Origin of the sequence: Paenilisteria newyorkensis, from assembly GCF_000766145.1 — a bacterium.
GTDB lineage: Bacteria > Bacillota > Bacilli > Lactobacillales > Listeriaceae > Listeria_A > Listeria_A newyorkensis.
In genome coordinates this window covers 79,397-101,861 of sequence record NZ_JNFB01000001.1, presented here as the reverse complement: position 1 = coordinate 101,861, position 22,465 = coordinate 79,397, and the positions used below count along the sequence as shown (strand labels likewise).

Here is a 22,465-nt window from a genome sequence, read left to right as displayed (position 1 = left end):
ATACAATGAATTATGCGAGCAAAAAAATTGCCGAAGCGATCTTTATTGTGAATCGCCACAGCAAGGCCGCAATCGATCCACGCTATCTTTATCAACTGAAGAAAGCCGCGATTGAGAAACTAATACAAGAAGGCCACGCCAAAAAGCTAGGTCTACAATTTTCAAACAACCCGAAAAAGTCCTACCAACACTCTAATCTTCTTATTGATTGCCACGGTTTTCTGTTTCATCTTCCACCGCAAAAACAAGATATGAAAGACCTGCCACACCTTGGGACTATGCAACCAATTAAAACAACGAATCAAGTCAGAATGTCGCTATCACATGCGAAAACAACGCTCGAGAACTATACTGGCGTAAAGCCTGATCCTCTCAAGAAATCCGCGTTTTATGAGAATGCCTCCCCTTATTTCCGCTAACTTGGGACTTGATCCTATTCGTGATAAATTGGCGACAAACGCTTGTGCTCCATTTGCGTGAAGCCAGGGTTACGCTATACCCAAACAAATAATTTTGATGTTTTTAGAAAGGGAGTCTGGTCATGTCAAAACAGTTAAGACAGTCTGTGCAAGAAATTGAAATTAGCGGAATTCGGAAGTTTAATACCCGCGTTGCCGGGATTCCCGATATGATTAAGTTGACGCTTGGCGAGCCTGATTTTCCAACGCCTGAGCACGTGAAACAGGCGGCTATTGAAGCGATTAACAATGATTTCACGAACTATACGCCAAACGCTGGTACTCCGGAACTTTTGCAAGCGGCTTCTGCTTATTTCCACGATAAATATGATTTGTCCTATAGTACGAACGAGATTATTGTGACGGTGGGCGCGACGGAAGCGATTAATGTGGCGCTGCAAACGATTTTGGAGGCTGGTGACGAGGTCTTGTTGCCCGACCCGATTTATCCAGGATATGAGCCGCTGATTCATTTGATGGAGGCTAAAGCTATCAAAATCGATACGACCGAGACGGCTTTCAAACTGACTGCGGAGCAACTACGCGCATCGATTACGCCAAAAACGAAGGCGCTCATTTTGCCATATCCGTCGAACCCTACTGGCGTGACATTGACGCTTGAGGAATTGGAGCAAATTGCAGCGGTTGTTCGCGAAACTGGTGTTTTTGTCATTGCAGATGAGATTTATAGCGAGCTAACTTTCTTTGGAACGCATACCTCGATTGCAACGATGATTCGCGACCAGACGATTGTCATTAACGGGCTTTCCAAATCCCACGCGATGATTGGCTGGCGTATAGGCTTTTTAATGGCTCCTGAAGCGATTACAAGCCAAATGATTAAGGTGCATCAATATTCTGTCACCTGCGCGTCCTCGATCTCTCAGAAGGCTGCAGAAGAGGCGCTGCTTCATGGCAAAGATGATGCCGTGCAAATGCGTACAGAATACAACACGCGCGCCGGTTTCGTCCAAGACCGCCTGGCAAAAATGGGCTTTTCCATAGTCGAACCCGATGGCGCTTTCTACTTCTTTGCAAAACTACCCGATTCGGTTCCACAAAATTCATTTGACTGGGCCATCGAACTTGCCGAAGTTGCCAAAGTTGCAGTCGTTCCTGGCTCTGCTTTCTCAGAAAAAGGCGACCGCTATTTCCGACTTTCCTTTGCCGCATCGTTCAGCCAGTTAGCCGAAGCGATGGACCGGATGCATTCCTTCATGGAAAAATACGCATAATAAAAGCTCTGTACATGACGCCAGATTTCGCGTTACGCACAGAGCTTTTTGCTTTACTTTTCGTAGTATTTAATCAAGGTTTGTGTCCCATTATCAGCCAATCCAGACTCCGCTAACTGCTGATACATCTGTTCCGCCATCGCAAGTCCCGGTAGCTCCAGCCCCATTTGTTTCGCCTCATCTAGCGCGATCCGCATATCTTTGATGAAATGTTTGATGAAGAATCCCGGCGAATAATCGTCTTTTAACACGCGCGGAATCAAGTTCGACAACGACCAACTTCCAGCCGCACCACCCGATATCGACGCCAAAACTTTTTCAGGATCCAGCCCCGCTTTTTTCGCGTAAACAATCGCCTCGGTGACCCCAATCATATTCGACGCAATCGCGATTTGATTCACCATTTTTGTGTGCTGACCAGCCCCTGCCCCCCCTTGTAAAATAACACTCTGCCCCATCGCTTTCAAAACCGGCTCAACTGCCGCAAAATCCTGTTCGTCCCCACCAACCATGATAGTAAGCGTTCCATTTTTTGCACCAATATCACCACCAGAAACAGGCGCATCAAGCACCGCAATCCCAGCCGCCTTGCCCTCATCCGCCATTTGCTTAGCAAGATTCGGCGAAGAAGTCGTCATATCAATCGCAAAAGCACCCGAACGAAGCGTCGTCAAAAAGCCGTCCTCTGCCAAATAAAGCTGCTCGACATCTGTAGGGTAACCGACCATCGTAATCAGCACATCCACGTTCGGTGCCAACGCTTGCGGTGTATCATACCAAGTCGCCCCCGCTTGAATAACGTCCTCCGCCTTCGATTTCGTCCTCGTATAAATATGTACCTCAAAACCCGCCTTCATCAAATTCCGAATCATGCTCGCGCCCATGACCCCAACACCAACAAACCCAATTTTCTTCATCTGAAATTCCTCCTTTAGTCGTTCACTTTTCATATAGACAAAGTTTACATCTGGTTTGAAGAAATTGCAAATGGGAGCGGTTGTGTTTAGGTGACGGGGTTAAAAAGCGTTGATGTATATGCGGAAGTAAATGCAAAGGGCAGTTTACAATACCTAGATAAAAACAAAGCTGTGGCATCCAAGGAAATATGGGAACACCTATTTATATTTCACATCACTTAAATAAAAACAAATCTGCGTTTTCCACCAATCTAACCTTACATCTCCCCACCTCAAAACCTCGTTAAACCCTCTGCTACCAGTCTCTACACCAAAACTGTCGACGCCCCGTAGTTTTTGCACTACTAACGGTCGACAGATTTCACCATTTCACATACATCCACATACACAGAAAAACCCGAGGAATCATCCCCGGGCATTCGTGTCTATACGCAAAACATCTCTGCTTCGCCAAACTGTCAGCGGGCCGACAAATGATTAGCTGCTAGGCAAAGGCGAGTACCGGAGCGGAATGTACGATTTGTACATGAGCACCGGAACAGAGCCACTTAAGGATGGCAGCCTCACTCTGTTCGCCTGCATATTGGTGTTGTAACTCATTTCATTTCGAACAACACCAACAATCGTTTGTCGGTCCGCTGACTGACTTATTCGGCTGTATATTTATTAACTAACGCCACAACATCTTCTTCTGTCGCTTGTTGTAACGCTTCGTCCGCTAATTTCGCCATTTCTGTACGATCTAAGCGTTTGATAAGAGAACGTGATTTAAGGATGCTTGACGCGCTCATAGAGAACTCATCTAAGCCCATACCAAGTAGTAATGGTACAGCCGTTTGATCGCCAGCCATTTCGCCACACATACCAGCCCATTTGCCTTCTTTATGCGCTGCGTCGATAACCATCTTCACAAGGCGTAAAATAGAAGGGTTGTACGGTTGATACAAGTAGGAAACCTGTTCGTTCATGCGGTCTGCTGCCATTGTATATTGGATTAAATCGTTTGTTCCGATACTAAAGAAATCAACTTCCTTCGCAAACTGATCCGCAAGAATCGCCGCTGCTGGAATTTCAATCATAATACCAAGTTCGATTGTGTCAGAAACTGCCACACCTTCTGCTAAAAGTTCTTTCTTCGCGTCTTCCAAAAGTGCTTTGGCTTGGCGGAATTCATTAACTGTAGCAATCATCGGGAACATGATTTTTAGATTGCCGTGAACACTTGCGCGCAGTAAAGCACGTAATTGCGTACGGAATAAATCTTTGTTCGCAAAACATAAACGAATCGCACGGAAACCAAGGAATGGATTCATTTCATGCGGCAAATCAAGGTACGGTAACGTTTTATCGCCACCAATATCGAGTGTACGAACAACAACCGCTTTTCCGTCCATACCAGAAAGTACGGCTTTGTAAGCTTCATATTGCTCTTCTTCGGTTGGGAAGTTTTCGCGACCCATGTACAAGAATTCTGTACGGTAAAGTCCGACTGCTTCCCCACCATTCGCGATAACACCTGTCAAATCTTCTGGCGTACCAATGTTGGCGCCAAGTTCCACATGATGACCATCTTTAGAAACGGTTGCTTCGTTTTTAAGCTTATTCCATTCTGCTTGTTGCGCCGCAAAATCGGTTTTCACTTTTTCATAATGAGCGATTTGGTCAGCAGTTGGGTCAATGATCACATTGCCTTCCAAGCCGTCCACGATAATCATTTGTCCTTCTTTCGTATCATGCGTGATTTCACCAGTACCTACAACAGCAGGAATTTCTAGTGAACGCGCCATGATCGCCGAGTGAGAAGTACGTCCGCCGATATCTGTTACAAAACCTTTAACGAAATTACGGTTCAATTGCGCCGTATCAGAAGGTGTCAAATCTTTCGCAACAACAACAACTTCTTCATCGATTAATGCTGGATTCGGAATTGTTACGTTCAAAAGGTGCGATAATACACGTTTACGAACATCACGAATATCCGCCGCACGCTCACGCATGTACTCGTTATCCATCGATTCAAACATGCCGATAAACATGTCCGTCGTTTCTTGTAAAGCAGACTCTGCATTTACTTTATTGTTTGTAATATTTTCAGAAATTGGTGTAATGAGTTCTGGATCATTTAAAACCAAAAGATGCGCATCAAAAATTTGAGCTTTATCTTCGCCTAAGCTTTCCTTCGCGATATCACGAATTTTGCCAAGCTCCGATCCAGAAACTGCAACTGCATCCTGAAAACGTTTAACTTCGGCTTCTGTATCAGCAACTTCCGTTTTGTCAAAAGACAAGTCTGGTTCTACTAATAAATAAGCTTTCGCGATAGCGATACCATCGGATGCTGCGATACCTTTTAATTCCTTAACCATTACTCAGCCAAGCCTTCTTTTTTAAGAACTTCCGTTAAGCCAACGATTGCGTCTTTCTCATCGCTACCTTCAGCGTAAATTGTGATGTCAGCGCCTTTACCAATACCTAAAGACATAACGCCCATGATTGATTTCAGGTTAACTTTTTTGCCAGTGTACTCAATTTGTACATCCGAGCTGTATTTGCTTGCCGCTTGAACTAAAAGAGTTGCTGGGCGTGCGTGGATTCCTGTTTCATCGATTACTACAAAGCTTGCTTGTTCCATAATTTACATTCTCCTTCATATAAGAAATTTTATTGTGACTCTTCTCACTAAAAAAAAATTCAGCAAAAAAAGACTATCCCTCAATTAAAAAGATTACCATGTTTTCGCACCCGACACAACTATTTGGTGCAAATTTATGATGAAATTCCGTATTTTCTTTAAAAACGTTATCATTTAGTGGTAAACGTGACCAATTTCAGACATTTTCACAACGCTTACAAGGTCTTTCATTTGCATTCCCACCATCTTTCAGGCAAAATGGAGACAAAGTTTTATATTTAGTGAATTGCTTTTATTAACGTTTCTATGAATCGGGAGTGATAAACATGGCAAAAGCACAAGTAGGAGACATTATCGAGTTCAAAGATGGCCTGACAGGTGTCGTTGAGAAAATAAATGAAAACTCTGTCATTGTAGACTTAACACTAATGGAAAATTTCAAAAATCTAGCTATTGAAGAAAAAACAGTGGTGAATCACAAAAAGTACAAGATTATCCACTCAATAGGCGAAGAAAAATAAAATACTGACTATAAAAATAATAAGGCGTACTATGCTCAGATAAAACTGGCTTACGTATTTCCACAATCCTTTGCACAAAGGTCTATAAGTCCATTTTTGAGATGGTTCATTGTATACCTTCGTGTTTTTTTGTGCCAAAACTGCTAATTGGAGTGAACAACGATGTCAAAAAAAATTATTATCATCGGCGCAGGTCCAGGTGGATTAGCCTCCGCCATGCTACTAACAGAACAAGGCCACGACGTACATATCTATGAAAAAGCTGCCGAAATTGGTGGGCGAACAGCACTTTTAAAGCAAGATGGCTTCTCCTTTGATTTAGGGCCTACTGCTTTAAATATGCCCAACGTGTTAACCGCTTTATTCGCGGACTGCAACCGAAATATCCAAGACTACATCAAACTCGTTTCCCTAGATCCACTTTATAGCCTCTATATAGAAGACATTATTTTCAGCCCTTCTGCGGATCAAGATAGAACGAAACGCGAGATTGCAAGTCTCTTCCCAGGTGAGGAGGAGCATTATGACCGGTTTATGCACGACAATGCAAAAAAAATGATTTATTTGCTCCCATTGTGGCAAGAACCGTTCTCATCTCTGTGGTCCGTCTTTCGATTACGAACATTGCGTGCGCTACCAAGCCTCACACTCGGTAATCATTTAATTGATGAACTTGCTAAATATTTTGAAGATAAGCGACTACGCCTAGCCTTTTCATTTGAAACAAAATTTTTAGGTATGTCGCCCTGGGAAACGCCTGGTGCTTTTTCTGTCATCCCATTTGCCGAACATTATTTTGGCATTTTTCATATTGTCGGTGGTATCAATCGTCTGACTCACGCGATGAGTGAAATCGTGCAGGAGAACGGCGGTACCATTCATCTCAATCAACGCGTCCAACAAATAAATACAGCAGCAAAAAAGATCACCTCTATCACACTCGAGAATGGGGAAACGGTTGAAGGCGACTACTTCTTTCTAAATGCAGACTACGCCTACACAATGAGTCATCTTTTCTCCCAAACAAAAGCACCTGTTAGTTTAAAAAAATTGGACAAAAAGAAATACTCTTGTTCTGGTTTTGCTATGTATCTAGGTTTAGACACAACACTCCCATTGAATGTGCACACCGTTCTATTCCCAAGCGATTTCCGGATTCATATGGACGAAATCATGCGTCAACAAATCATTCCAGAAGACTTGTCTATCCACCTCACTTATCCTGCCGCGGTCGATAAAACCGTTGCACCTAGAAACATGTCTACACTGCGCATTCTCGTTCCGGTGCCCAACAATGACAGCAAGATTAACTGGGAGCAAGAACGTTCCGCACTGCGCCAACTTATTTTAAAAACCATTGAGAAAAAACTGGATTTCGTTGATTTAGAGTCCCATATCCTCACAGAGAAAATTATCACGCCACATGATTGGGAGAAGGATTATCATATTTTTAAGGGTGCCATTTTCAACCTGACACACCAATTATCACAGCTAGGTCCATTTCGGCCAAATAAAATACCAGCCATCAAAAACATGAAAATCGTAGGCGGTGCGTCACATCCTGCAAACAGCCTTCCATTCATCCTAGAGAGTGCCAATATTGTTGTTCGCCAATTCAATAAAGAAATTACGTAATCAAAAAACTGCTGCAATCAACTCATGCAACAGTTTTTTTCTTCGTATCGCTTTCTAGGCTGAGATAATAACAAACCGTAAAAATAATATTTCCGATTAACGTCACTAGTAAGATACTCTTCAAATCCATAAAATAGCCTAATACGAGGAAGAACGAAAGAACAATCCAATACACGAGGACAAGTTCTGATTTTAGCGTTGGAAAATGCAGTTTCCCCCACTGGTCCGTTAAGCTAAGCATGAAATAAATCATCAAGTGTAGGATAAGTCCCAGCATCCACCAGTTCGCGGCATCTGTCATTTGAATAATTGTTAATGTTGGACTATCTAGCGCAGATTGCTTCACTTGCATGGCTACAGGTTCTATTAGCATCTCAAAAACCATTACCATCGTTGCTGCAATGACCGCGTATATGCCTCCACGAATCCAGTCTATTCTAATTTTCAGTGTTATTTCCCGGGAAATAACGTGCGTCCCAACAATCAGAACCAGCCAAATAAATCCAAACGCAACAGGTATGCCGTTGATAACAAGCCCGAAATCCGTTGTAACATCACTCGCCTGCCCTGCATTTGTGAGACTCGTTTGCATCCATTCAATGCTCGTACTAACCGCGAAAATTAATATCGTAATCGCTGAACCAAGCCCCTTACCATACTGTAAAATTAAAAATATAACTGCAAAAACACCAGATACAATAAAAAATAAGGCATGAATCTCCGTTAATCGAAGTGGCAATACATTCAAAACGATTAGTATTACCGCAACGAAAAAGAGAGCCATATAGAGCCAAACGAAAAATCGAAATCTTTTTTCTATCATGAAAGCAATCAACTCCTATTCCTCAATTATAAATGATTTCAGCAAAACTACAATCAATTACAAAAAAACATCCATTTAAAAGAGTTACTTGTTGCTAAATATCTTCTTTTCTATTAAAGTATTCATAGATGGTAATGGAGTAAAGAGGTGTAAAAAATTGAAAAGCAGCAAGATTGATTATCGCCTTTATTTAGGCATCTTATTAGCAGCTGGATTAATGTATGTCACGTTCGAATACGCTTCTGTATTCTGGTACTTATATGGAGCATCCATGCTTTTTCTTATTAGTTGGGTCGTATTAAATGATGAATTAAAAAAACAGTTTTCAATCCTAAAAAATATAATTCCAGGCATTTTTAGCGGTATTATCCTTTATATTTTATTTTATATCGGGGCACTCCTACTGAAATTTATTCCAGGTAATTTCGATACACTTGTCGCAAAAGGATATGGAAAATATGAACCGGAGTCATTGCTCATTTGGATACTACTCGTTGTCGCAATCGTTCCTGGGGAAGAAATTTTCTGGCGTGGCTTTGTATTAAAACGACTAGAGCACGACTTGATCCCGTGGGTTGCCGTTTTTATAATGTCTACTTTGAACGGTGCTTTAATGTTGTTCAGTGGTAATTTCATTATCGCCCTAGCAGCAGCTTTAGCATCAGTATACTGGGGATTTATTTACATCAAACGCCCAAGTTTATCGCTTTTAATTGTTTCGCATTGGACTTTTAATTTATTGTTACTACTAGTTTTACCTATCTATTAATTAGAATAATAAAGTCGCCATGTCTGATTCGGACGTGGCGACTTTATTTTATTTATCGCGAACTTCTACGCTGCCATCGGAAAAACCTATCACAATAGATGACGCATAGTTCAGAAACAGGCCGTTTTCTACAACACCTGGCAGATTATTTAACCAGTCATTCAGCGCTTCTGGATTCGTTATTGCTTTCATTTGTAAGTCTAAAATATAGTTTTGGCTATCCGTCAAATAAATACTGCCATCTTCGTGATGACGCAATATCGGATTATAACCTTTCTCCTCCAGTTGCCGCTCCACTTGCTTGTATCCAAACGGAACTACTTCAACAGGTAACGGAAAAGCGCCTAGTGTCTCAACGACTTTATCTTCGCCAACAACCCAGATACTTTTTTTCGATGCATGAGCTACTAGTTTTTCAAATAAAAGAGCCCCACCGCCGCCTTTTACGCCTCGAAATGCTGCATCCACTTCATCGGCTCCATCGATGGTCAAATCGATTTCCGTCACATCATTCAAGTCCATTAACGGAATATTTCGCTCCAAGGCTAGCTTTTCAGTTGCTTTGGAAGTGACAACACCTGTCACATTTAAACCTTCTGCTACTCGGTCACCTAATTTTTGAATCATATAGTACGCAGTTGATCCCGTTCCTAATCCTACAACCATGCCATCTTGAATGTACTCACATGCCTTTTCTCCCGCAATTTGCTTGCTATTCACTAGCACTAACCCCCCTCGAAAAAATTCATACTTCTTTCATTATATAGAATTTCCAATGATTCGCATAGCCGTATCCTATATTTTCATAAATAATAATATTACAAGGCGACATAATACAGTAATTAAATGCCAATTTTCACTCGATATCCTCCTTTATTTGGGAAAATAGCAGTTCTTGAAAAAATTCACAAAAAGTTCATAATTTCCACCTCACAAGCTATCTAAATCGCTTTAAATCGCTATTATTGAATCCAATTAGAAGTTCAGTGTAGTTTTCTATACTTTTAAAAGAGTTTTTTCATCTATTTTTTGTTCCGAAAAAGCTAATTTAGGCACTCCTGCAGCAACCCTTACACAACCTTACAAAAATGTAATTGGACATTTCGCGGGAAATACGTTACATTATATAAATACATGACACCCTATTTTAACAATTGTAATATTAAAGAAATGTACGAGGTGATATAAGACATGAAGAAATGGAAAACAGCGATGTTCCATCCAACAGCTATTTTTATCTGGAAGACGTTATTTTATCTGGTTGTTTTACTCGGCTTGCTTTGGTTCTATGGCTTCAAAAACCCGAACGACACCACATTTATTTATAATGAATTTTAAAAGAAAAGAGGCGATTACGAATGAGTGTATCTTTTTTCACCACTTCTATTAATGAACGTATTGATGAATGGGCAATGAAGACACCGAACAAATCTTGTTACGATTACAATGGCAACTCCCTGACATACCGTGAACTGAAGGAACAATCAGACGCATTAGCAGTCTTTTTATTGCAAGAACTAGCGGACGATTTGGCACCTATCTTGGTTTATGGACATATGGACGCTACGCAAATTGTGGCTTTCCTTGCTTGCTCTAAAGCTGGACGCGCCTATGTTCCAATCGATGCGTCAATGCCTGCTGACCGTATCAAGCAAATAACGGAAGTCGCACAACCAAGCTTCATTCTTTGCACCGATGAATTACCTGTTGAAGCAACGACTGCTGGAGTGAACACCATTACTTCGGAACAATTGCAAGAAATCATCGCGCATAATGCCGGACAAACACCTGATGATTCTAATTTTGTGAAAGCAGAAGATAATTATTACATCATTTTCACATCCGGAAGTACGGGCGTTCCAAAAGGTGTGCAAATCAGTCATAATAATCTCGTGAGTTTTACAAACTGGATACTCCAAGATTTTCAAATTCAAGAAGGTGCTCGTTTTCTCAATCAAGCGCCCTACTCGTTTGATTTGTCTGTCATGGACCTTTATCCTTGCCTACTTGCCGGTGGAACGCTTGTGCCGCTAGATAAGACCGTTAGCGCTAATTTAAAAAGCTTGTACGAGGCAATTCCAAATCTAGAAGTAAATGTTTGGGTTTCTACGCCTTCTTTTGTAGATATTTGCTTGATGGATCCGAATTTTAACGGAGAAAATAACCCGTCGATTACGCACTTCCTGTTTTGTGGGGAAGTTTTGACCAAAGAAACAGCTCAAATGCTCATTAATCGATTCCCTAAAGCTACTGTTTACAACACGTATGGACCGACTGAGGCGACCGTTGCTGTAACTAATGTGGTCATCGATGCGAACAATGTGAACACATATCCTAGCCTGCCACTTGGACGAATTAAGCCAGATACAAGGCTCGCTATTTTAGATGAAGATGGTTTACCTGTTCCAAATGGGGAAAAAGGGGAAATCGTCTTGATTGGTCCTAGTGTTTCAAAAGGTTATCTCAATGAGCCAGAGAAAACGGATGCTGTTTTTTATACGGATGAACCGTTTCAGGCTTACAAAACCGGAGATTGCGGCACGATTATTGATGGCATGCTCTTTTTCCAAGGTCGGCTTGATTTCCAGATTAAGCTTCATGGTTACCGTATCGAGCTTGAAGATATTGAGAATAATTTGAAAGAAGTAAGCTATATTCGCTCTTGTATTGTCGTTCCAAAAATGCGTGAGGGTAAAGTAGATAGTTTAGTTGCCTTCGTCGTTCCTTCTGCTCATGATTTTGAGAAGGAATATAAGCTAAGTGCCGCTATCAAAAAAGAACTCGCAGAATCAATGCCTAGTTATATGATTCCACGCAAATGGGTGTACAAAGAGGAACTCCCACTAACGATGAATGGCAAAATTGACCGCAAGCAGCTTTCCAGTGAGGTGAACACATGACAACGCCATACGGATCAATACTCTATTTTGCAGTATTGTTCGCCTTTTTAGCACCGATTGTGATTGCTGGCTTACTCGGTAAAAGAATGCCTGTTTACAATGCTTTTGTGACACTGGTCTTCATTTACATGATGTTTGCTAGCAACACGATTCAAGCGATTGCCTTGATTATATTCGTATTTTGGCAATTAGCACTCGTAAGACTTTACTTTAATTATCGGCAGAAAAACAACCATGGCGGCATTTTCGTACTCGCGCTCATTCTCTCTATCTTGCCGCTCTTCATTGTAAAACTTCAGCCGTTACTCGCAGCGAACACAACGATGATTGGTTTTCTTGGGATATCGTACTTAACTTTTAAAGCCGCGCAAATGATTATGGAGACACGTGATGGTCTAATTAAGGAGCTGAACTCGTGGGATTTCATTAATTTCCTACTGTTCTTCCCAACGCTATCATCTGGCCCAATTGACCGCTTCCGTCGCTTTAAAAAAGAAGCTGATTCACCTATAGATCCTGACAAATATGCAAATTTACTTAATCGTGGTATTTTCCTTATTTTCTTAGGTTTTCTATATAAATTTATTATCGCTTATGTGATTCAAACGAATGCGATAACTGGTCTTGAGTATAACCTCCACCATCACGTTCAATTTGGATGGAGTTTGGTCGGCTACATGTATGCTTACAGTATGTATTTGTTCTTTGATTTTGCAGGCTATAGTGCTTTTGCGGTTGGAGTTAGTTACTTGATGGGTGTGCAGACGCCGATGAACTTTAACAAACCGTTCGCAAGTCGCAATATTAAAGAATTCTGGAATCGCTGGCACATGACGCTATCATTCTGGTTCCGAGATTTCGTCTTTATGCGTCTCGTTTTCTGGATGACAAAGAAGAAGTTTTTCAAGAGTAAGTTTACCGTGGCTTACATCGCCTATTTCGTGAATTTTTTAATCATGGGTATGTGGCACGGACTCCATTGGTATTACATCGTTTACGGGCTTTATCAGGCGGCGTTGATCGTCGGATTTGACCTCTTTGAACGCTGGAATAAGAAAAAGAAATTCTACCCAAAAAATAAAGTCACCAACGTGATTGGTATTGTTATTACATTCCAATTCGTCTGCTTTGGCTTCCTGATTTTCTCAGGTATTTTTGACAAAATTAGTTTTTAAATAAAATGATAAGGTGGTAAAATATTATGGCATTTCGTGAAGACGTATTAGAAATTTTAGAAGAGATTACTGAATCAGAGGAAGTTGTGGAAAACACATCAGTGCATTTGTTTGACGAAGGACTTCTCGATTCAATGGCAACCGTTCAGTTATTAATAGAAGTAGAATCGCGCTTAGGAATTACAGTTCCGGTTTCAGAATTCGATCGTGATGAGTGGTCGACTCCGGATCAAATCATCGCTAAACTTGAGGAATTAAAATGAAAAAGAAACTTTGGATGACATTTGGGCCTTTGCTTATTGCAGGGGCTGTGTTCTTATTCATCCTGTTCGGCCCAAGCTCCATCTTTGGCGGTGTTTCTACTAGCACTGTCAAAAAAAGCGCTACTTCTATGAATCCAACTGTCGTGCAAGGTGTTGCCATTCAACAAAAAATGCTTGCGACAGATAAAAACTATGTCCCTATCTTTGGTTCTTCGGAGTTATCACGTGTGGATCAATTCCATCCCAACGTCTTTGCAGAGAAATACAATCGTGGCTATACGCCGTTTCTTATTGGTCGTCCCGGCACGCAATCCCTTTCGCATTACTTAGATATTAAAGCGATGGGCAATGAGTTAAAAGGTAAGAAAGTTGTATTTGTTTTATCGCCACAATGGTTCCAACCAGCTGGTGTTGACGATGGGCACTTCGGTGGGAATTTCTCGCCACTTCAAGCTTATAAATTTGCGATGGCAGATGAGCCTCCTACTGCTGAAAGAAGATATGCAGCACGTAGATTGTTAAGCTACAAAGTGGTGAAAAATGATACCACTTTGGCGGCATTGCTTGAGAGTATCGCATCCCCTGGTCCTAAAACCGAGGTCGATATGTTTACAAAAACAGCAGCGGTGGCTCAGGTGAAGATTTTGCAACGAAAAGATGATTTAGATTCGAAATTCATTCAAGGTTCGCGTGAGGAGAAAGTTCAGAAAAACTTGAAACTCCTTCCTGATGCGTTGGATTATACGACATTAGATGAATTAGCAACAAAGACTGGTGAATCCAAAGTTGGCACGAATCCATTTTTTATTAAGGACTCTTATTATAAGAAGAAATTAGAGCCAACAATTAATCAGTTGAAGGATAGTCGGACGAATTTAAGTTACGATGAGTCACCTGAATATAGTGATTTACAGCTTGTTATGGATGCTTTTAAAGAGGTCGGTGCGGATGTGCTTTTCATCAATCCTCCTGTGAACGGGCCTTGGTATGATTATATTGGCGCTTCTCGTGAGAAGTTGCAGAAGTACTATGATAAATCTGGGAAACAGATAACAGAACAAGGTTTCCACTATTACGATATGTCGAGTTACAGTGATACGCCTTATTTCTTGGAAGATACGATTCATTTATCTTGGCGGGGTTGGGTAGCGATTGATAAAAAGATGGATCAGTTTATGAAAGATAAGACGAAACCTACGTATGAGAAAACGCCAAAACAGTTTTATTTTAAACAGGTTCTCCCTCCCAAAAAGGAAGATAGTAAGCAATAAAAGAAGGATGTAGATAACGTATCGGATACGCAGTCTACATCCTTCTTATTTATTCTACTGTAACGCTTTTTGCTAGGTTACGTGGTTTGTCTACATCGCAACCACGGTGAAGCGCTGCGTAGTAGGCCAGTAGTTGACACGGTACGACGCTTGCTAGTGGTGTTAGGAGTTCGTGAACTTTTGGAATGACGAATTGATCGCCTGGTTGGTTCGCGCCTTCCATCGACAAGATACAAGCGTTGGCGCCACGTGCTAGTACTTCTTTTACATTACCGCGGATATTCCAGTTGATGTTTTCTTGGGTGATTAGAGCAAGCACTGGTGTGCCGTCTTCAATCAAAGCAATGGTTCCGTGCTTCAGCTCACCGCTTGCAAAACCTTCTGCTTGGATATACGAGATTTCTTTTAGCTTAAGCGCGGCTTCCATAGCTACAAAATAATCGATATGGCGACCAAGGAAAAAGGCATTGCGTGTTGTTGCTAAATATTCTCCAGCGATATGCTCGATGGTTTCCTTGCTGTCGACTAGGGTTTCCATCGCGTTTGCAACAATGCCTAGTTCTACGATTAGATCGAAATCTTTAGCCTTGCTTAGACCCTTCTCACGGCCTACAACAGTCGCTAAAATAGATAAAGCTGCAATTTGTGCTGTGTAGGCTTTTGTGGATGCTACGGCGATTTCTGGGCCTGCGTGCAGGTACATGGTGTTGTCTGCTTCGCGATCCAATGTTGAGCCTGGCACATTCGTGATTGTGAGCGAGCGGTAGCCTAGTTCTTTGACTTTCACCAATACTTGGCGGCTGTCTGCTGTTTCACCACTTTGCGTAATAAAAATGAACAATGGCTTTTCCGTTAGAAGTGGCATGTTGTAACCGAATTCGCTAGAAACGTGAACTTCGACTGGTACTTCTGCTAATTTTTCGATGAGATTTTTGCCGACAAGTCCTGCGTGATAGCTTGTTCCGCATGCAACGATGTGGATGCGATCGGTGTCTAGTAGTTCTTTGACAATTTTCGGATCTACGGTTACATCGCCTGCTTCGTTTTGGTAAGCTTGGATAATTTTACGAATAACGGCTGGTTGCTCGTCTGTTTCTTTTAGCATGTAATGTGGATAGGTTCCTTTTTCGATATCGGATGCGTCGAGTTCGGCTGTGTAAGCTTCGCGCTCGATTTCTTCGCCAGCCAATGTTTCGATTGTCACGCCATCCCGTTTTACAAGGACGATTTCTTCATCCATGATTTCGACGAATTGGTCGGTTTCGCGGATTACTGCCATCGCGTCACTTGCAATAACGTTGAAATCTTTGCCTTTTCCGATTAGGAGTGGGCTTTTATTTTTCGCTGCGTAGAGCGTTTCGTTGTCTTGATTATCGATCAAACAAATAGCGTATGATCCGTGAAGCAAGCTAAGCGTCTTCGTGAATGCTTCTTTTGTTGTCATGCCTTGGTTTGCAAACATTTCGATGAGCAAAACGATGACTTCTGTATCGGTATCACTTGCAAAACTAGCATCGGCTAGATATTGATCTGTTAATAAGGAATAGTTTTCGATGACGCCGTTATGAACGATCGTGTAACGCCCTGACTTGCTTTGATGTGGATGTGCATTGGCATGACTTGGCTTCCCGTGTGTCGCCCAACGTGTATGCCCAATTCCCATTTCACCAAAAGCGTCGGCTGGTACTTCTGAACGTAAATCCGCAATGCGCCCTTTTTCTTTCGCTACTAGTACGCCAGTCGGTGATTGGAGTGCAATCCCTGCTGAGTCATAGCCACGATATTCTAATTTCTCTAGTCCTTCTAATAAAACTTCTTTCGCATTCTTCTTTCCAATAAATCCTACAATTCCGCACATAATAAAATCCTCCATTTGAGGGCAGACTTATCCTGTATGCAAGCCCTCTATTAATTTGAAAAAGGGCAGACTATTCCGCTGTCTGTATTCCTTTCGCGTTTCCATGGGGATAAAACATGTTCCTTTCCACTCTGTTCACCAAGTCGCCTTGATGGTTTGTAGCAAAGGCATCACGATTGCATGTACAACCGAGGGACTCCCGCCGAATTTTCGATTAATCCCTTCCTCGTCAACTAGAGACGTAACCTCTAGTTCTGGCGCTTCTATTCAGTTGTGAGCGATCCTCCTTTTCATTTTTTCTAGGAAACAAAATTATCATACCTCATAGTTGTATAGTTCGTCAAGCCTTATATAATGTACCAATTATGAAATTGGTATAGTCATTGACAAAAACAAGCTTTTATTTGATAATGGATAGGAAGCGTCATTTGCTAGGAACGGTCAGGCTTTAGCAATGACTCCATATAGAAATTTTGACCAAGAAAATGGGAGGTTAACTACATGAAATTTTTTCAGAAAATACTTGCGGGGTTTACAATACTTTTCGTCGCATGGGCGGTTTTTTGGAAGTTTGGCCCGATTCAGACGGTGAATGCGGTCAATATGAACGAGCTGCCAAGCACTGGTGATAGCTTTTCGGTTTGGACGATTGTGATTGGCGGTATCTTGATTATCGCTGCGATTGCGTTGCTTTTACGGAAAAAATGGTAAGAAAAAAGAAATTCGGAACCTGGTTTAGGCTTCGAATTTCTTTTTTTGTGTTGCGATAATTAGAAATAGGCTGGCGAAGATGCCGAGTGTGCCGATGATTAGTTTCAGCGCGACAACCGTATTTTCGTCTTGGCCGATTTGTGAGCCAATTTGAGACCCGATTTTGCGGAGTAACTGTTCTAGCCAGAGATATTCTGTGAAAAAGTTAAACGAGAGTCCGAGTAGTGGCGCCGTGATGAAGGCATTTGGTTTCCTAAATCCGAATACGATGGCGAGTAGGAAGAAAAACGCAATGCCGATTCCTAAATAAGCGTCGAATGGTGTTGTGAAGAAAAATTCTTCGCCGGATAGGACGATGACGGCTAATGTGATAGAGACGCCTAAGCCAAGTATGGCGAAAAACACGCCTGCCCAGCGCCACTTTTTCTGCCAATCGGTAGGTGGGATTGCCGGTTTTTCTGGTGTCTTGATGAAGAGATAGGCAATCCCAATAAGCGCGACTAGAAGCGTGATGAGGCGGGAGTAATCTATCAAGCCTAATTCTCCATTTTTGATCCATGGTTCGAGTTGATTTTGCCACAACATCCAGCTTTGAAAAACGCTGTAACCTAGCAAAACTAGCAAATTGGCGAGTAATATTGTTTTTTCGAGTAGTGTTAGTATGCCAAAAAGGAATAATAGGATGGTCAGGCTAAGCGTTGCCCACAGTATCCAATTCGGTTCGAAGTCGGAGCCGTTTAATGCCCAACTGTATAAAAAACTACTGAAATTTGGAAGTAATGTTGCTCCTAAAAATAACATGATAAATCCACTTACTTGTTTTTTCATTCTTCAACTCCTCAAAGCAGGTTCATTTTTTTGCCGTCCACGATGTATTCGAGCTCGGATAGACGCCAGAATTCTTCTTCTTTGTACACGTAGCGGTAGGTTGCATTAAATACGTAGTCGTCTGTCGTTCCGATTCGGAAGCCTGGATTTTCGAAGGTAAAGCGTTGGATTATCCCAATTTCTGGTTCAATCATGCCAATGTCGTCTTTTCCAGCGTCGAAATAAGGCGTGCCAATGGTTCTGCCACCTACTGTGATGTTGAAGGAGAACACGACTTTTTGCACCTGTACATCTAGGAAATTAGCGAGGACAATGTTGAAATGAATGTAATCCTCAGTGATTTCTAGACCGAATGGGAATAGTTCCATTTCCCAGCGTGTATCTCTGTTTTCGCTTAGCTGTTTGACGATTTGTTCGCTCATCGAAATATCCTCTACCGACGGAAAAGTGCTTACCATTTCTCTTTTCTGCAAATCATAAAGTGACCAATTTAGTTCCATAGTAATTCCCTCCATAAAAAATACCCTTTCTACTAGTGTACCAGAAAAAACGATTTTGAACGATTAAAACCTTAGGAAAGTGTTGAAAATATCTTTTTACTAAAAAGTATTCAGCGTGGTGACAAATACTTAGTTTCTAGGCAAAAGCGAGTACCAGCGCGGAGCGTACTGGGGTACGTTGACTGAAAACAGGAAGGGAGTCTTATCCCCGACCATGTGAGAAGTTATGCGAAACGCAGTGTAGAAGAGCACTGGAACGGAGCTTTTAACGTAAAGGATTACAGGTTCACTTTGTTCCCCTGCATATTGAACTTGTAACTCGCTTCACTTCGAACAATCTCAACAATGAGTGTTTGTCGCCTCGCTGAATATCTTTTTGTCGAAGAGGTATTGTAGTGTTTCGCTGTGCCATGGTCTTCCGAAGACGCGCTTGCTGACGAAATACTGGGCGCGTTCGATTTGCCCTTCTTCGTTTTCAGCTTCCATCGATAATTTATGTACAAAACGTTTTTTATCGAGACGGATGGCTCGGATTTTGTCTTTTGGTAGGAAGAACATTTGTGTTTCGGATTTGCTGACGATGGAGAAGGAGAATGTGATTAATCCTACTTCCGTGAACACGAGTACGAGACTGTGCCTGGTGCGCATCGATGGGCCGGCGTACATAAGTCTGTGATAGTTCGTCGACATGCCGTTGTCCGCTAAGTATTGATCTACTTCTGTTTCGATTTGATCTTTCATTGCCATGTGTGATTCACCTCCCATTTATTTTACCACACATTTAAAAAGCTGGGCGCGGTAAATTTGCCCAGCTTCGACGTTATATCATTTTTTCTGCTTGTGTAGCGATATTTTCTGCGGTGAGTCCGTAAAATTCTTGGAGATATGGCATCAAGCCGACTTGTCCGAATTGTTCGCGCACGCCGACGCGGTACAGTGGCACGGGGCAGTTTTCTCCAAGGAATTCTGCGACGGCGCTTCCGAGTCCGCCATTGACATTATGGTTTTCTGCGGTGATGACGCGACCGGTTTTTTGTACGGATTGGCGGAGCGTCTCGCCGTCTAGTGGTTTGATGGAAAACATATCGATGACTTCTGCCGAGAAGCCGGATGCTCTTAGAATTTCCGCGGCTTTCAAGCTCTCTGCGACCATGATTCCGGTGGCACAAATCGTGATGTCCGAACCTTCTCGCAAAATTTGAGCTTTTTCAAACGTGGTGTTTTCATCGTAGAGCTGCGTCGCATTTTTACGAATCGTTCGAATGTAGTGCAGGCCGCCTTTTTTGTAGGCATTCTCGAGGAGCCAGCTGAATTGAACGGCGTCACTTGCTTCGTAAACGTTGGCATTCGGGACTTCGCGCATCAAACCAATATCTTCAAAAGTCATGTGCGTGCCGCCGTTATGTTCTGCGGAAACGCCTGCATCAGAGCCAACGATAACCGCTGAAAGTTGCGCGTAGCCAAGCGATACGAAAACTTGGTCAAAAGCACGGCGCGTCACGAATTGGCCGAAAGAATGGATGAACGGCTTGCGTCCGAGCACACTAAGTCCCGCCGCGACGCCCATCATGTTCGCCTCCATAATGCCCACATTCACATACTGACCTGGCAGCTCCGCCTTGAGTTTCCCCGTCGACATCGCGCTACTCAAATCAGCCTCCAGCGCAATCACATCCGGATCCGCCGCCGCCAATTTTCGAACCGTATCCGCGTAAACTTGGCGCATCTCCAGTTGGTCTTTTTCAAGTGTAAGCGTCATTGTGCCACCCCTTCCAAATCATTTTCTAATGCCAAAATTGCGTCGTCAATCGCCTGCTTATCCCCGTCATCAGGACGCAAATGATGGTTGTCCGCCTTCTCCTCGATATGCGTCACGCCCTGCCCCTTCACCGTATCCAGCACAATCGCGTACGGCTTTCCAGAACTCCTTTTTGCCGTCTGAATCGCCTCATCAATGGCCTGTGTCGAAGCACCATCCACCGTCACCGTCCGGAATCCAAACGCCGCCATCTTCGCCTCCAAATCAAGCGGATCAATAATGTCCGCCGTCAAGCCATCCAGCTGCTTCTTATTATCGTCAATCAACACGATCATGCGGTCAAGCCGGTGATGCCCGATAAACTGAAACGCCTCCCAGCACTGGCCCTCATTCAGCTCGCCGTCCCCGACAATCGCGTACGTATAATTCTCGCGCCCAGCCAACATATTCCCGAACGCAATCCCGCCAGCCACCGAAATCCCCTGTCCAAGCGATCCCGTGGTCATCTCCACGCCCGGCGTCAAATTCCGATCCGGATGCGACGGCAAACGCGTGCCATTCTGATTCAACGTATACAGCTCATCCTCTGCGAAAAATCCCTTCAAAAATAGCGTCGCGTAAAGCGCCGGTCCACCGTGTCCCTTCGACAAAACGAAATAATCACGATTCGCGTCCTCCGGTTTCTGCGGATCCACCGCCAAATGCTTCCCGTAAATCACCGCCAGCGCCTCCACAATCGATAAACTCCCGCCAAAGTGTCCGAATCCAAGCGCCCGCAACTCCTTCAACGTATGCAGCCGTATTTGCTTCGCAGCCACATCCAAATTTTCAGCCAACATCAAGCTTCCTCCTCTATCGCCTTATTTTTCTTCCGCTTCACGCTAAGCCCGAACATCACGGCCAGAATCACAATCAAGCTCACCACAATCGCAATCGTCCCGCCATGATTCGCGAGCACACCGAAGAAAATCCCACTCACGCCAAAATCAGTATCCGAGAACGTCGAATTCGCAAAACCAAGATTTCCAAGCACCGGCATCAAGAAAACAGGCAAGAAACTGATCAAAATTCCGTTCACAAACGCCCCGAGAACCGCGCCACGCACACCGCCCGTCGCATTCCCAAACACACCAGCCGCAGCCCCCGTGAAGAAATGCGGCACAACGCCAGGCAGAATAATCACGCCACCCGTAAACGTCATGATCACCATACTCACAATCCCGCCGATAAAACTCGAGAAGAACCCAATCAACACAGCATTCGGCGCATATGGATAAATAATCGGCACATCCAGTGCAGGTTTTGCATTCGGCACCAAACGCTCCGAAATCCCTTTAAACGCCGGCACAATCTCCGCTAGCACCAAGCGCACGCCAGATAAAATAATAAACACACCCGCCGCAAAAGTCCCCGCTTGAATCATCGCAAAAACGAGATAATTCGTGCCATCGCTCAAGTTCGCCTCCACATAACTAGGCCCAGCAAACAGCGCCACAACCACATAAATCACCATCATCGTCAGCGCAATACTCACCGTACTGTCCCGCAAAAAACCTAACCCCTTCGGAAAATTAATTTTCTCCGTCGATTTCGGATTTTTCCCAGCGACCGCTTTGCCGACCAGTCCACTCACCGCGTAACCAACCGCGCTAAAATGGCCCAGCGCCACATTATCGTTCCCCGTCAAAATGCGCATAAACGGTTGCACAATCGCTGGAGATAGCGACATGATAATCCCGAGCGCCACAGCCCCCGCCATGATCAGCGGAACCGACGTGAAGCCAGCCACCGTCATGATTACCGCCAACATACACGCCATGTAAAGCGTATGATGCCCCGTCAAAAAGATATATTTAAACTTCGTGAACCGCGCAATCAAAATATTGACCATCATTCCGAAAAACATGATTAACGCCGTATTCGTCCCGTATTCCGTCAAAGCAATCGCAACAATCGCCTCATTGTTCGGCACGACTCCCGTCACATGAAAAGCCGCCTTAAACATCTCCCCAAATGGCGCGAGTGATGCCGATAAAATCCCAGCCCCCGCCGAAATCACGAGGAAACCAACAAACGTTTTCGTCGTCCCTTTTAGCGTATCCGATAATTTTTTCCGTTGCGCAATCAAGCCAATTAACGCGATCAGCGCAACCAGAATCGCCGGTTGACTCAAAATATCCACTAACACTTTTAGAAAGTCATTCATATCT

General features: G+C 43.2%; 23 protein-coding genes. 11 read left to right on the top strand and 12 right to left on the bottom strand.

Annotation, left to right across the window (positions count from 1 at the left end; all coding sequences use genetic code 11):
• Window positions 1-5: 5 nt before the first annotated feature.
• Window positions 6-419 (top strand): YkyB family protein, encoded by a 414-nt coding sequence (locus EP58_RS00500; RefSeq protein ID WP_036088895.1) that lies wholly within the window; start codon window positions 6-8, stop codon window positions 417-419.
• A 122-nt stretch (window positions 420-541) separates the two neighbouring features.
• Window positions 542-1,693 (top strand): aminotransferase class I/II-fold pyridoxal phosphate-dependent enzyme, encoded by a 1,152-nt coding sequence (locus tag EP58_RS00495; protein ID WP_036088894.1) that lies wholly within the window; start codon window positions 542-544, stop codon window positions 1,691-1,693.
• Window positions 1,694-1,746: 53 nt separating this feature from the next.
• Here the strand turns inward: EP58_RS00495 and EP58_RS00490 are convergent, their stop codons facing one another.
• The 3 genes from EP58_RS00490 to EP58_RS00480 all read right to left on the bottom strand — a co-directional run bounded on the left by EP58_RS00490 (window position 1,747) and on the right by EP58_RS00480 (window position 5,242).
• Window positions 1,747-2,643: an NAD(P)-dependent oxidoreductase gene (locus EP58_RS00490; RefSeq protein WP_077917781.1), complete on the bottom strand. Its 897-nt coding sequence runs from the start codon at window positions 2,641-2,643 to the stop codon at window positions 1,747-1,749.
• Window positions 2,644-3,257: 614 nt separating this feature from the next.
• Window positions 3,258-4,976 carry a phosphoenolpyruvate--protein phosphotransferase gene (gene ptsP / locus EP58_RS00485; RefSeq protein WP_036088890.1) on the bottom strand — a complete coding sequence of 573 codons (1,719 nt, stop codon included), beginning with the start codon at window positions 4,974-4,976 and terminating at the stop codon, window positions 3,258-3,260.
• On the bottom strand, window positions 4,976-5,242 hold the full coding sequence (locus tag EP58_RS00480; RefSeq protein ID WP_036058844.1) for a phosphocarrier protein HPr: 267 nt from the start codon (window positions 5,240-5,242) through the stop codon (window positions 4,976-4,978). The genes ptsP and EP58_RS00480 overlap by 1 nt, the downstream gene beginning before the upstream one ends.
• Window positions 5,243-5,568: 326 nt before the next feature.
• On the opposite strand from EP58_RS00480, the gene EP58_RS00475 reads away from it, so the two are divergent.
• Together EP58_RS00475 and EP58_RS00470 are read left to right on the top strand one after the other, a co-directional pair.
• Window positions 5,569-5,763, top strand: coding sequence for a YkvS family protein (locus EP58_RS00475; RefSeq protein WP_036088888.1), 195 nt, complete (start codon window positions 5,569-5,571; stop codon window positions 5,761-5,763).
• A 162-nt stretch (window positions 5,764-5,925) separates the two neighbouring features.
• A complete protein-coding gene (locus EP58_RS00470) occupies window positions 5,926-7,398 on the top strand; it encodes a phytoene desaturase family protein (RefSeq protein ID WP_036088887.1) in 1,473 nt (490 codons plus the stop codon).
• 22 nt (window positions 7,399-7,420) lie between these two features.
• Here the strand turns inward: EP58_RS00470 and EP58_RS00465 are convergent, their stop codons facing one another.
• On the bottom strand, window positions 7,421-8,221 hold the full coding sequence (locus EP58_RS00465; protein ID WP_036088885.1) for a hypothetical protein: 801 nt from the start codon (window positions 8,219-8,221) through the stop codon (window positions 7,421-7,423).
• A 157-nt stretch (window positions 8,222-8,378) separates the two neighbouring features.
• Between EP58_RS00465 and EP58_RS00460 the strand changes: the two genes are divergently transcribed.
• The gene (locus EP58_RS00460) at window positions 8,379-8,990 is read left to right on the top strand and encodes a CPBP family intramembrane glutamic endopeptidase (protein ID WP_036088883.1); all 612 of its coding nucleotides are present in this window, start codon (window positions 8,379-8,381) and stop codon (window positions 8,988-8,990) included.
• A 48-nt stretch (window positions 8,991-9,038) separates the two neighbouring features.
• On the opposite strand, the gene rpiA is transcribed toward EP58_RS00460, so the two are convergent.
• Window positions 9,039-9,710 carry a ribose-5-phosphate isomerase RpiA gene (rpiA, locus tag EP58_RS00455; protein ID WP_036088881.1) on the bottom strand — a complete coding sequence of 224 codons (672 nt, stop codon included), beginning with the start codon at window positions 9,708-9,710 and terminating at the stop codon, window positions 9,039-9,041.
• Between the two features lie 471 nt (window positions 9,711-10,181).
• Here rpiA and EP58_RS00450 point away from each other — a divergent pair, with 471 nt between their 5' ends.
• Genes EP58_RS00450 through dltD form a run of 5 tightly spaced genes read left to right on the top strand, consistent with a single transcriptional unit; the run spans window position 10,182 to window position 14,599 of the window.
• Window positions 10,182-10,328 (top strand): teichoic acid D-Ala incorporation-associated protein DltX, encoded by a 147-nt coding sequence (locus EP58_RS00450; protein ID WP_036077528.1) that lies wholly within the window; start codon window positions 10,182-10,184, stop codon window positions 10,326-10,328.
• 20 nt (window positions 10,329-10,348) lie between these two features.
• Window positions 10,349-11,890 carry a D-alanine--poly(phosphoribitol) ligase subunit DltA gene (gene dltA / locus EP58_RS00445; protein ID WP_036088879.1) on the top strand — a complete coding sequence of 514 codons (1,542 nt, stop codon included), beginning with the start codon at window positions 10,349-10,351 and terminating at the stop codon, window positions 11,888-11,890.
• Window positions 11,887-13,065 carry a D-alanyl-lipoteichoic acid biosynthesis protein DltB gene (gene dltB / locus EP58_RS00440; RefSeq protein ID WP_036088877.1) on the top strand — a complete coding sequence of 393 codons (1,179 nt, stop codon included), beginning with the start codon at window positions 11,887-11,889 and terminating at the stop codon, window positions 13,063-13,065. Before dltA ends, dltB begins: the two co-directional genes overlap by 4 nt.
• A gap of 26 nt (window positions 13,066-13,091) precedes the next feature.
• On the top strand, window positions 13,092-13,328 hold the full coding sequence (dltC, locus tag EP58_RS00435; RefSeq protein ID WP_036088874.1) for a D-alanine--poly(phosphoribitol) ligase subunit DltC: 237 nt from the start codon (window positions 13,092-13,094) through the stop codon (window positions 13,326-13,328).
• Window positions 13,325-14,599: a D-alanyl-lipoteichoic acid biosynthesis protein DltD gene (gene dltD, locus EP58_RS00430; protein ID WP_036088872.1), complete on the top strand. Its 1,275-nt coding sequence runs from the start codon at window positions 13,325-13,327 to the stop codon at window positions 14,597-14,599. Before dltC ends, dltD begins: the two co-directional genes overlap by 4 nt.
• 49 nt (window positions 14,600-14,648) lie before the next feature.
• On the opposite strand, the gene glmS is transcribed toward dltD, so the two are convergent.
• Entirely contained in the window at window positions 14,649-16,457 is a 1,809-nt protein-coding gene (glmS, locus tag EP58_RS00425) for a glutamine--fructose-6-phosphate transaminase (isomerizing) (RefSeq protein ID WP_036088870.1), read from the bottom strand.
• A gap of 501 nt (window positions 16,458-16,958) precedes the next feature.
• Here glmS and EP58_RS00420 point away from each other — a divergent pair.
• A complete protein-coding gene (locus EP58_RS00420) occupies window positions 16,959-17,168 on the top strand; it encodes an LPXTG cell wall anchor domain-containing protein (RefSeq protein WP_036088869.1) in 210 nt (69 codons plus the stop codon).
• A 24-nt stretch (window positions 17,169-17,192) separates the two neighbouring features.
• Here the strand turns inward: EP58_RS00420 and EP58_RS00415 are convergent, their stop codons facing one another.
• From EP58_RS00415 to EP58_RS00390, 6 genes are all read right to left on the bottom strand, one after another.
• The gene (locus tag EP58_RS00415) at window positions 17,193-17,996 is read right to left on the bottom strand and encodes a hypothetical protein (RefSeq protein ID WP_036088868.1); all 804 of its coding nucleotides are present in this window, start codon (window positions 17,994-17,996) and stop codon (window positions 17,193-17,195) included.
• Between the two features lie 11 nt (window positions 17,997-18,007).
• On the bottom strand, window positions 18,008-18,496 hold the full coding sequence (locus EP58_RS00410; protein ID WP_036088867.1) for a hypothetical protein: 489 nt from the start codon (window positions 18,494-18,496) through the stop codon (window positions 18,008-18,010).
• Between the two features lie 339 nt (window positions 18,497-18,835).
• On the bottom strand, window positions 18,836-19,243 hold the full coding sequence (locus tag EP58_RS00405) for a hypothetical protein (protein WP_036088866.1): 408 nt from the start codon (window positions 19,241-19,243) through the stop codon (window positions 18,836-18,838).
• 73 nt (window positions 19,244-19,316) lie between these two features.
• Window positions 19,317-20,255: a transketolase family protein gene (locus tag EP58_RS00400; RefSeq protein ID WP_036088865.1), complete on the bottom strand. Its 939-nt coding sequence runs from the start codon at window positions 20,253-20,255 to the stop codon at window positions 19,317-19,319.
• Entirely contained in the window at window positions 20,252-21,094 is an 843-nt protein-coding gene (locus EP58_RS00395) for a transketolase (RefSeq protein WP_036088864.1), read from the bottom strand. Before EP58_RS00395 ends, EP58_RS00400 begins: the two co-directional genes overlap by 4 nt.
• Window positions 21,094-22,461 carry a PTS ascorbate transporter subunit IIC gene (locus EP58_RS00390; RefSeq protein WP_036088863.1) on the bottom strand — a complete coding sequence of 456 codons (1,368 nt, stop codon included), beginning with the start codon at window positions 22,459-22,461 and terminating at the stop codon, window positions 21,094-21,096. Before EP58_RS00390 ends, EP58_RS00395 begins: the two co-directional genes overlap by 1 nt.
• Between the last annotated feature and the right edge of the window lie 4 nt (window positions 22,462-22,465).

Excerpts from the sequence above, each read along its gene's own strand:
- EP58_RS00500 (WP_036088895.1), top strand. The coding sequence starts at position 6 with ATGAATTATGCGAGCAAAAAAATTGCCGAAGCGATCTTTATTGTGAAT.
- EP58_RS00495 (WP_036088894.1), top strand. The coding sequence starts at position 542 with ATGTCAAAACAGTTAAGACAGTCTGTGCAAGAAATTGAAATTAGCGGA.
- EP58_RS00490 (WP_077917781.1), bottom strand. The coding sequence starts at position 2,643 with ATGAAAAGTGAACGACTAAAGGAGGAATTTCAGATGAAGAAAATTGGG.
- ptsP (WP_036088890.1), bottom strand. The coding sequence starts at position 4,976 with ATGGTTAAGGAATTAAAAGGTATCGCAGCATCCGATGGTATCGCTATC.
- EP58_RS00480 (WP_036058844.1), bottom strand. The coding sequence starts at position 5,242 with ATGGAACAAGCAAGCTTTGTAGTAATCGATGAAACAGGAATCCACGCA.
- EP58_RS00475 (WP_036088888.1), top strand. The coding sequence starts at position 5,569 with ATGGCAAAAGCACAAGTAGGAGACATTATCGAGTTCAAAGATGGCCTG.
- EP58_RS00470 (WP_036088887.1), top strand. The coding sequence starts at position 5,926 with ATGTCAAAAAAAATTATTATCATCGGCGCAGGTCCAGGTGGATTAGCC.
- EP58_RS00465 (WP_036088885.1), bottom strand. The coding sequence starts at position 8,221 with ATGATAGAAAAAAGATTTCGATTTTTCGTTTGGCTCTATATGGCTCTC.
- EP58_RS00450 (WP_036077528.1), top strand. The coding sequence starts at position 10,182 with ATGAAGAAATGGAAAACAGCGATGTTCCATCCAACAGCTATTTTTATC.
- dltA (WP_036088879.1), top strand. The coding sequence starts at position 10,349 with ATGAGTGTATCTTTTTTCACCACTTCTATTAATGAACGTATTGATGAA.
- dltB (WP_036088877.1), top strand. The coding sequence starts at position 11,887 with ATGACAACGCCATACGGATCAATACTCTATTTTGCAGTATTGTTCGCC.
- dltC (WP_036088874.1), top strand. The coding sequence starts at position 13,092 with ATGGCATTTCGTGAAGACGTATTAGAAATTTTAGAAGAGATTACTGAA.
- dltD (WP_036088872.1), top strand. The coding sequence starts at position 13,325 with ATGAAAAAGAAACTTTGGATGACATTTGGGCCTTTGCTTATTGCAGGG.
- glmS (WP_036088870.1), bottom strand. The coding sequence starts at position 16,457 with ATGTGCGGAATTGTAGGATTTATTGGAAAGAAGAATGCGAAAGAAGTT.
- EP58_RS00420 (WP_036088869.1), top strand. The coding sequence starts at position 16,959 with ATGAAATTTTTTCAGAAAATACTTGCGGGGTTTACAATACTTTTCGTC.
- EP58_RS00415 (WP_036088868.1), bottom strand. The coding sequence starts at position 17,996 with ATGAAAAAACAAGTAAGTGGATTTATCATGTTATTTTTAGGAGCAACA.
- EP58_RS00410 (WP_036088867.1), bottom strand. The coding sequence starts at position 18,496 with ATGGAACTAAATTGGTCACTTTATGATTTGCAGAAAAGAGAAATGGTA.
- EP58_RS00405 (WP_036088866.1), bottom strand. The coding sequence starts at position 19,243 with ATGGCAATGAAAGATCAAATCGAAACAGAAGTAGATCAATACTTAGCG.
- EP58_RS00400 (WP_036088865.1), bottom strand. The coding sequence starts at position 20,255 with ATGACGCTTACACTTGAAAAAGACCAACTGGAGATGCGCCAAGTTTAC.
- EP58_RS00395 (WP_036088864.1), bottom strand. The coding sequence starts at position 21,094 with ATGTTGGCTGAAAATTTGGATGTGGCTGCGAAGCAAATACGGCTGCAT.
- EP58_RS00390 (WP_036088863.1), bottom strand. The coding sequence starts at position 22,461 with ATGAATGACTTTCTAAAAGTGTTAGTGGATATTTTGAGTCAACCGGCG.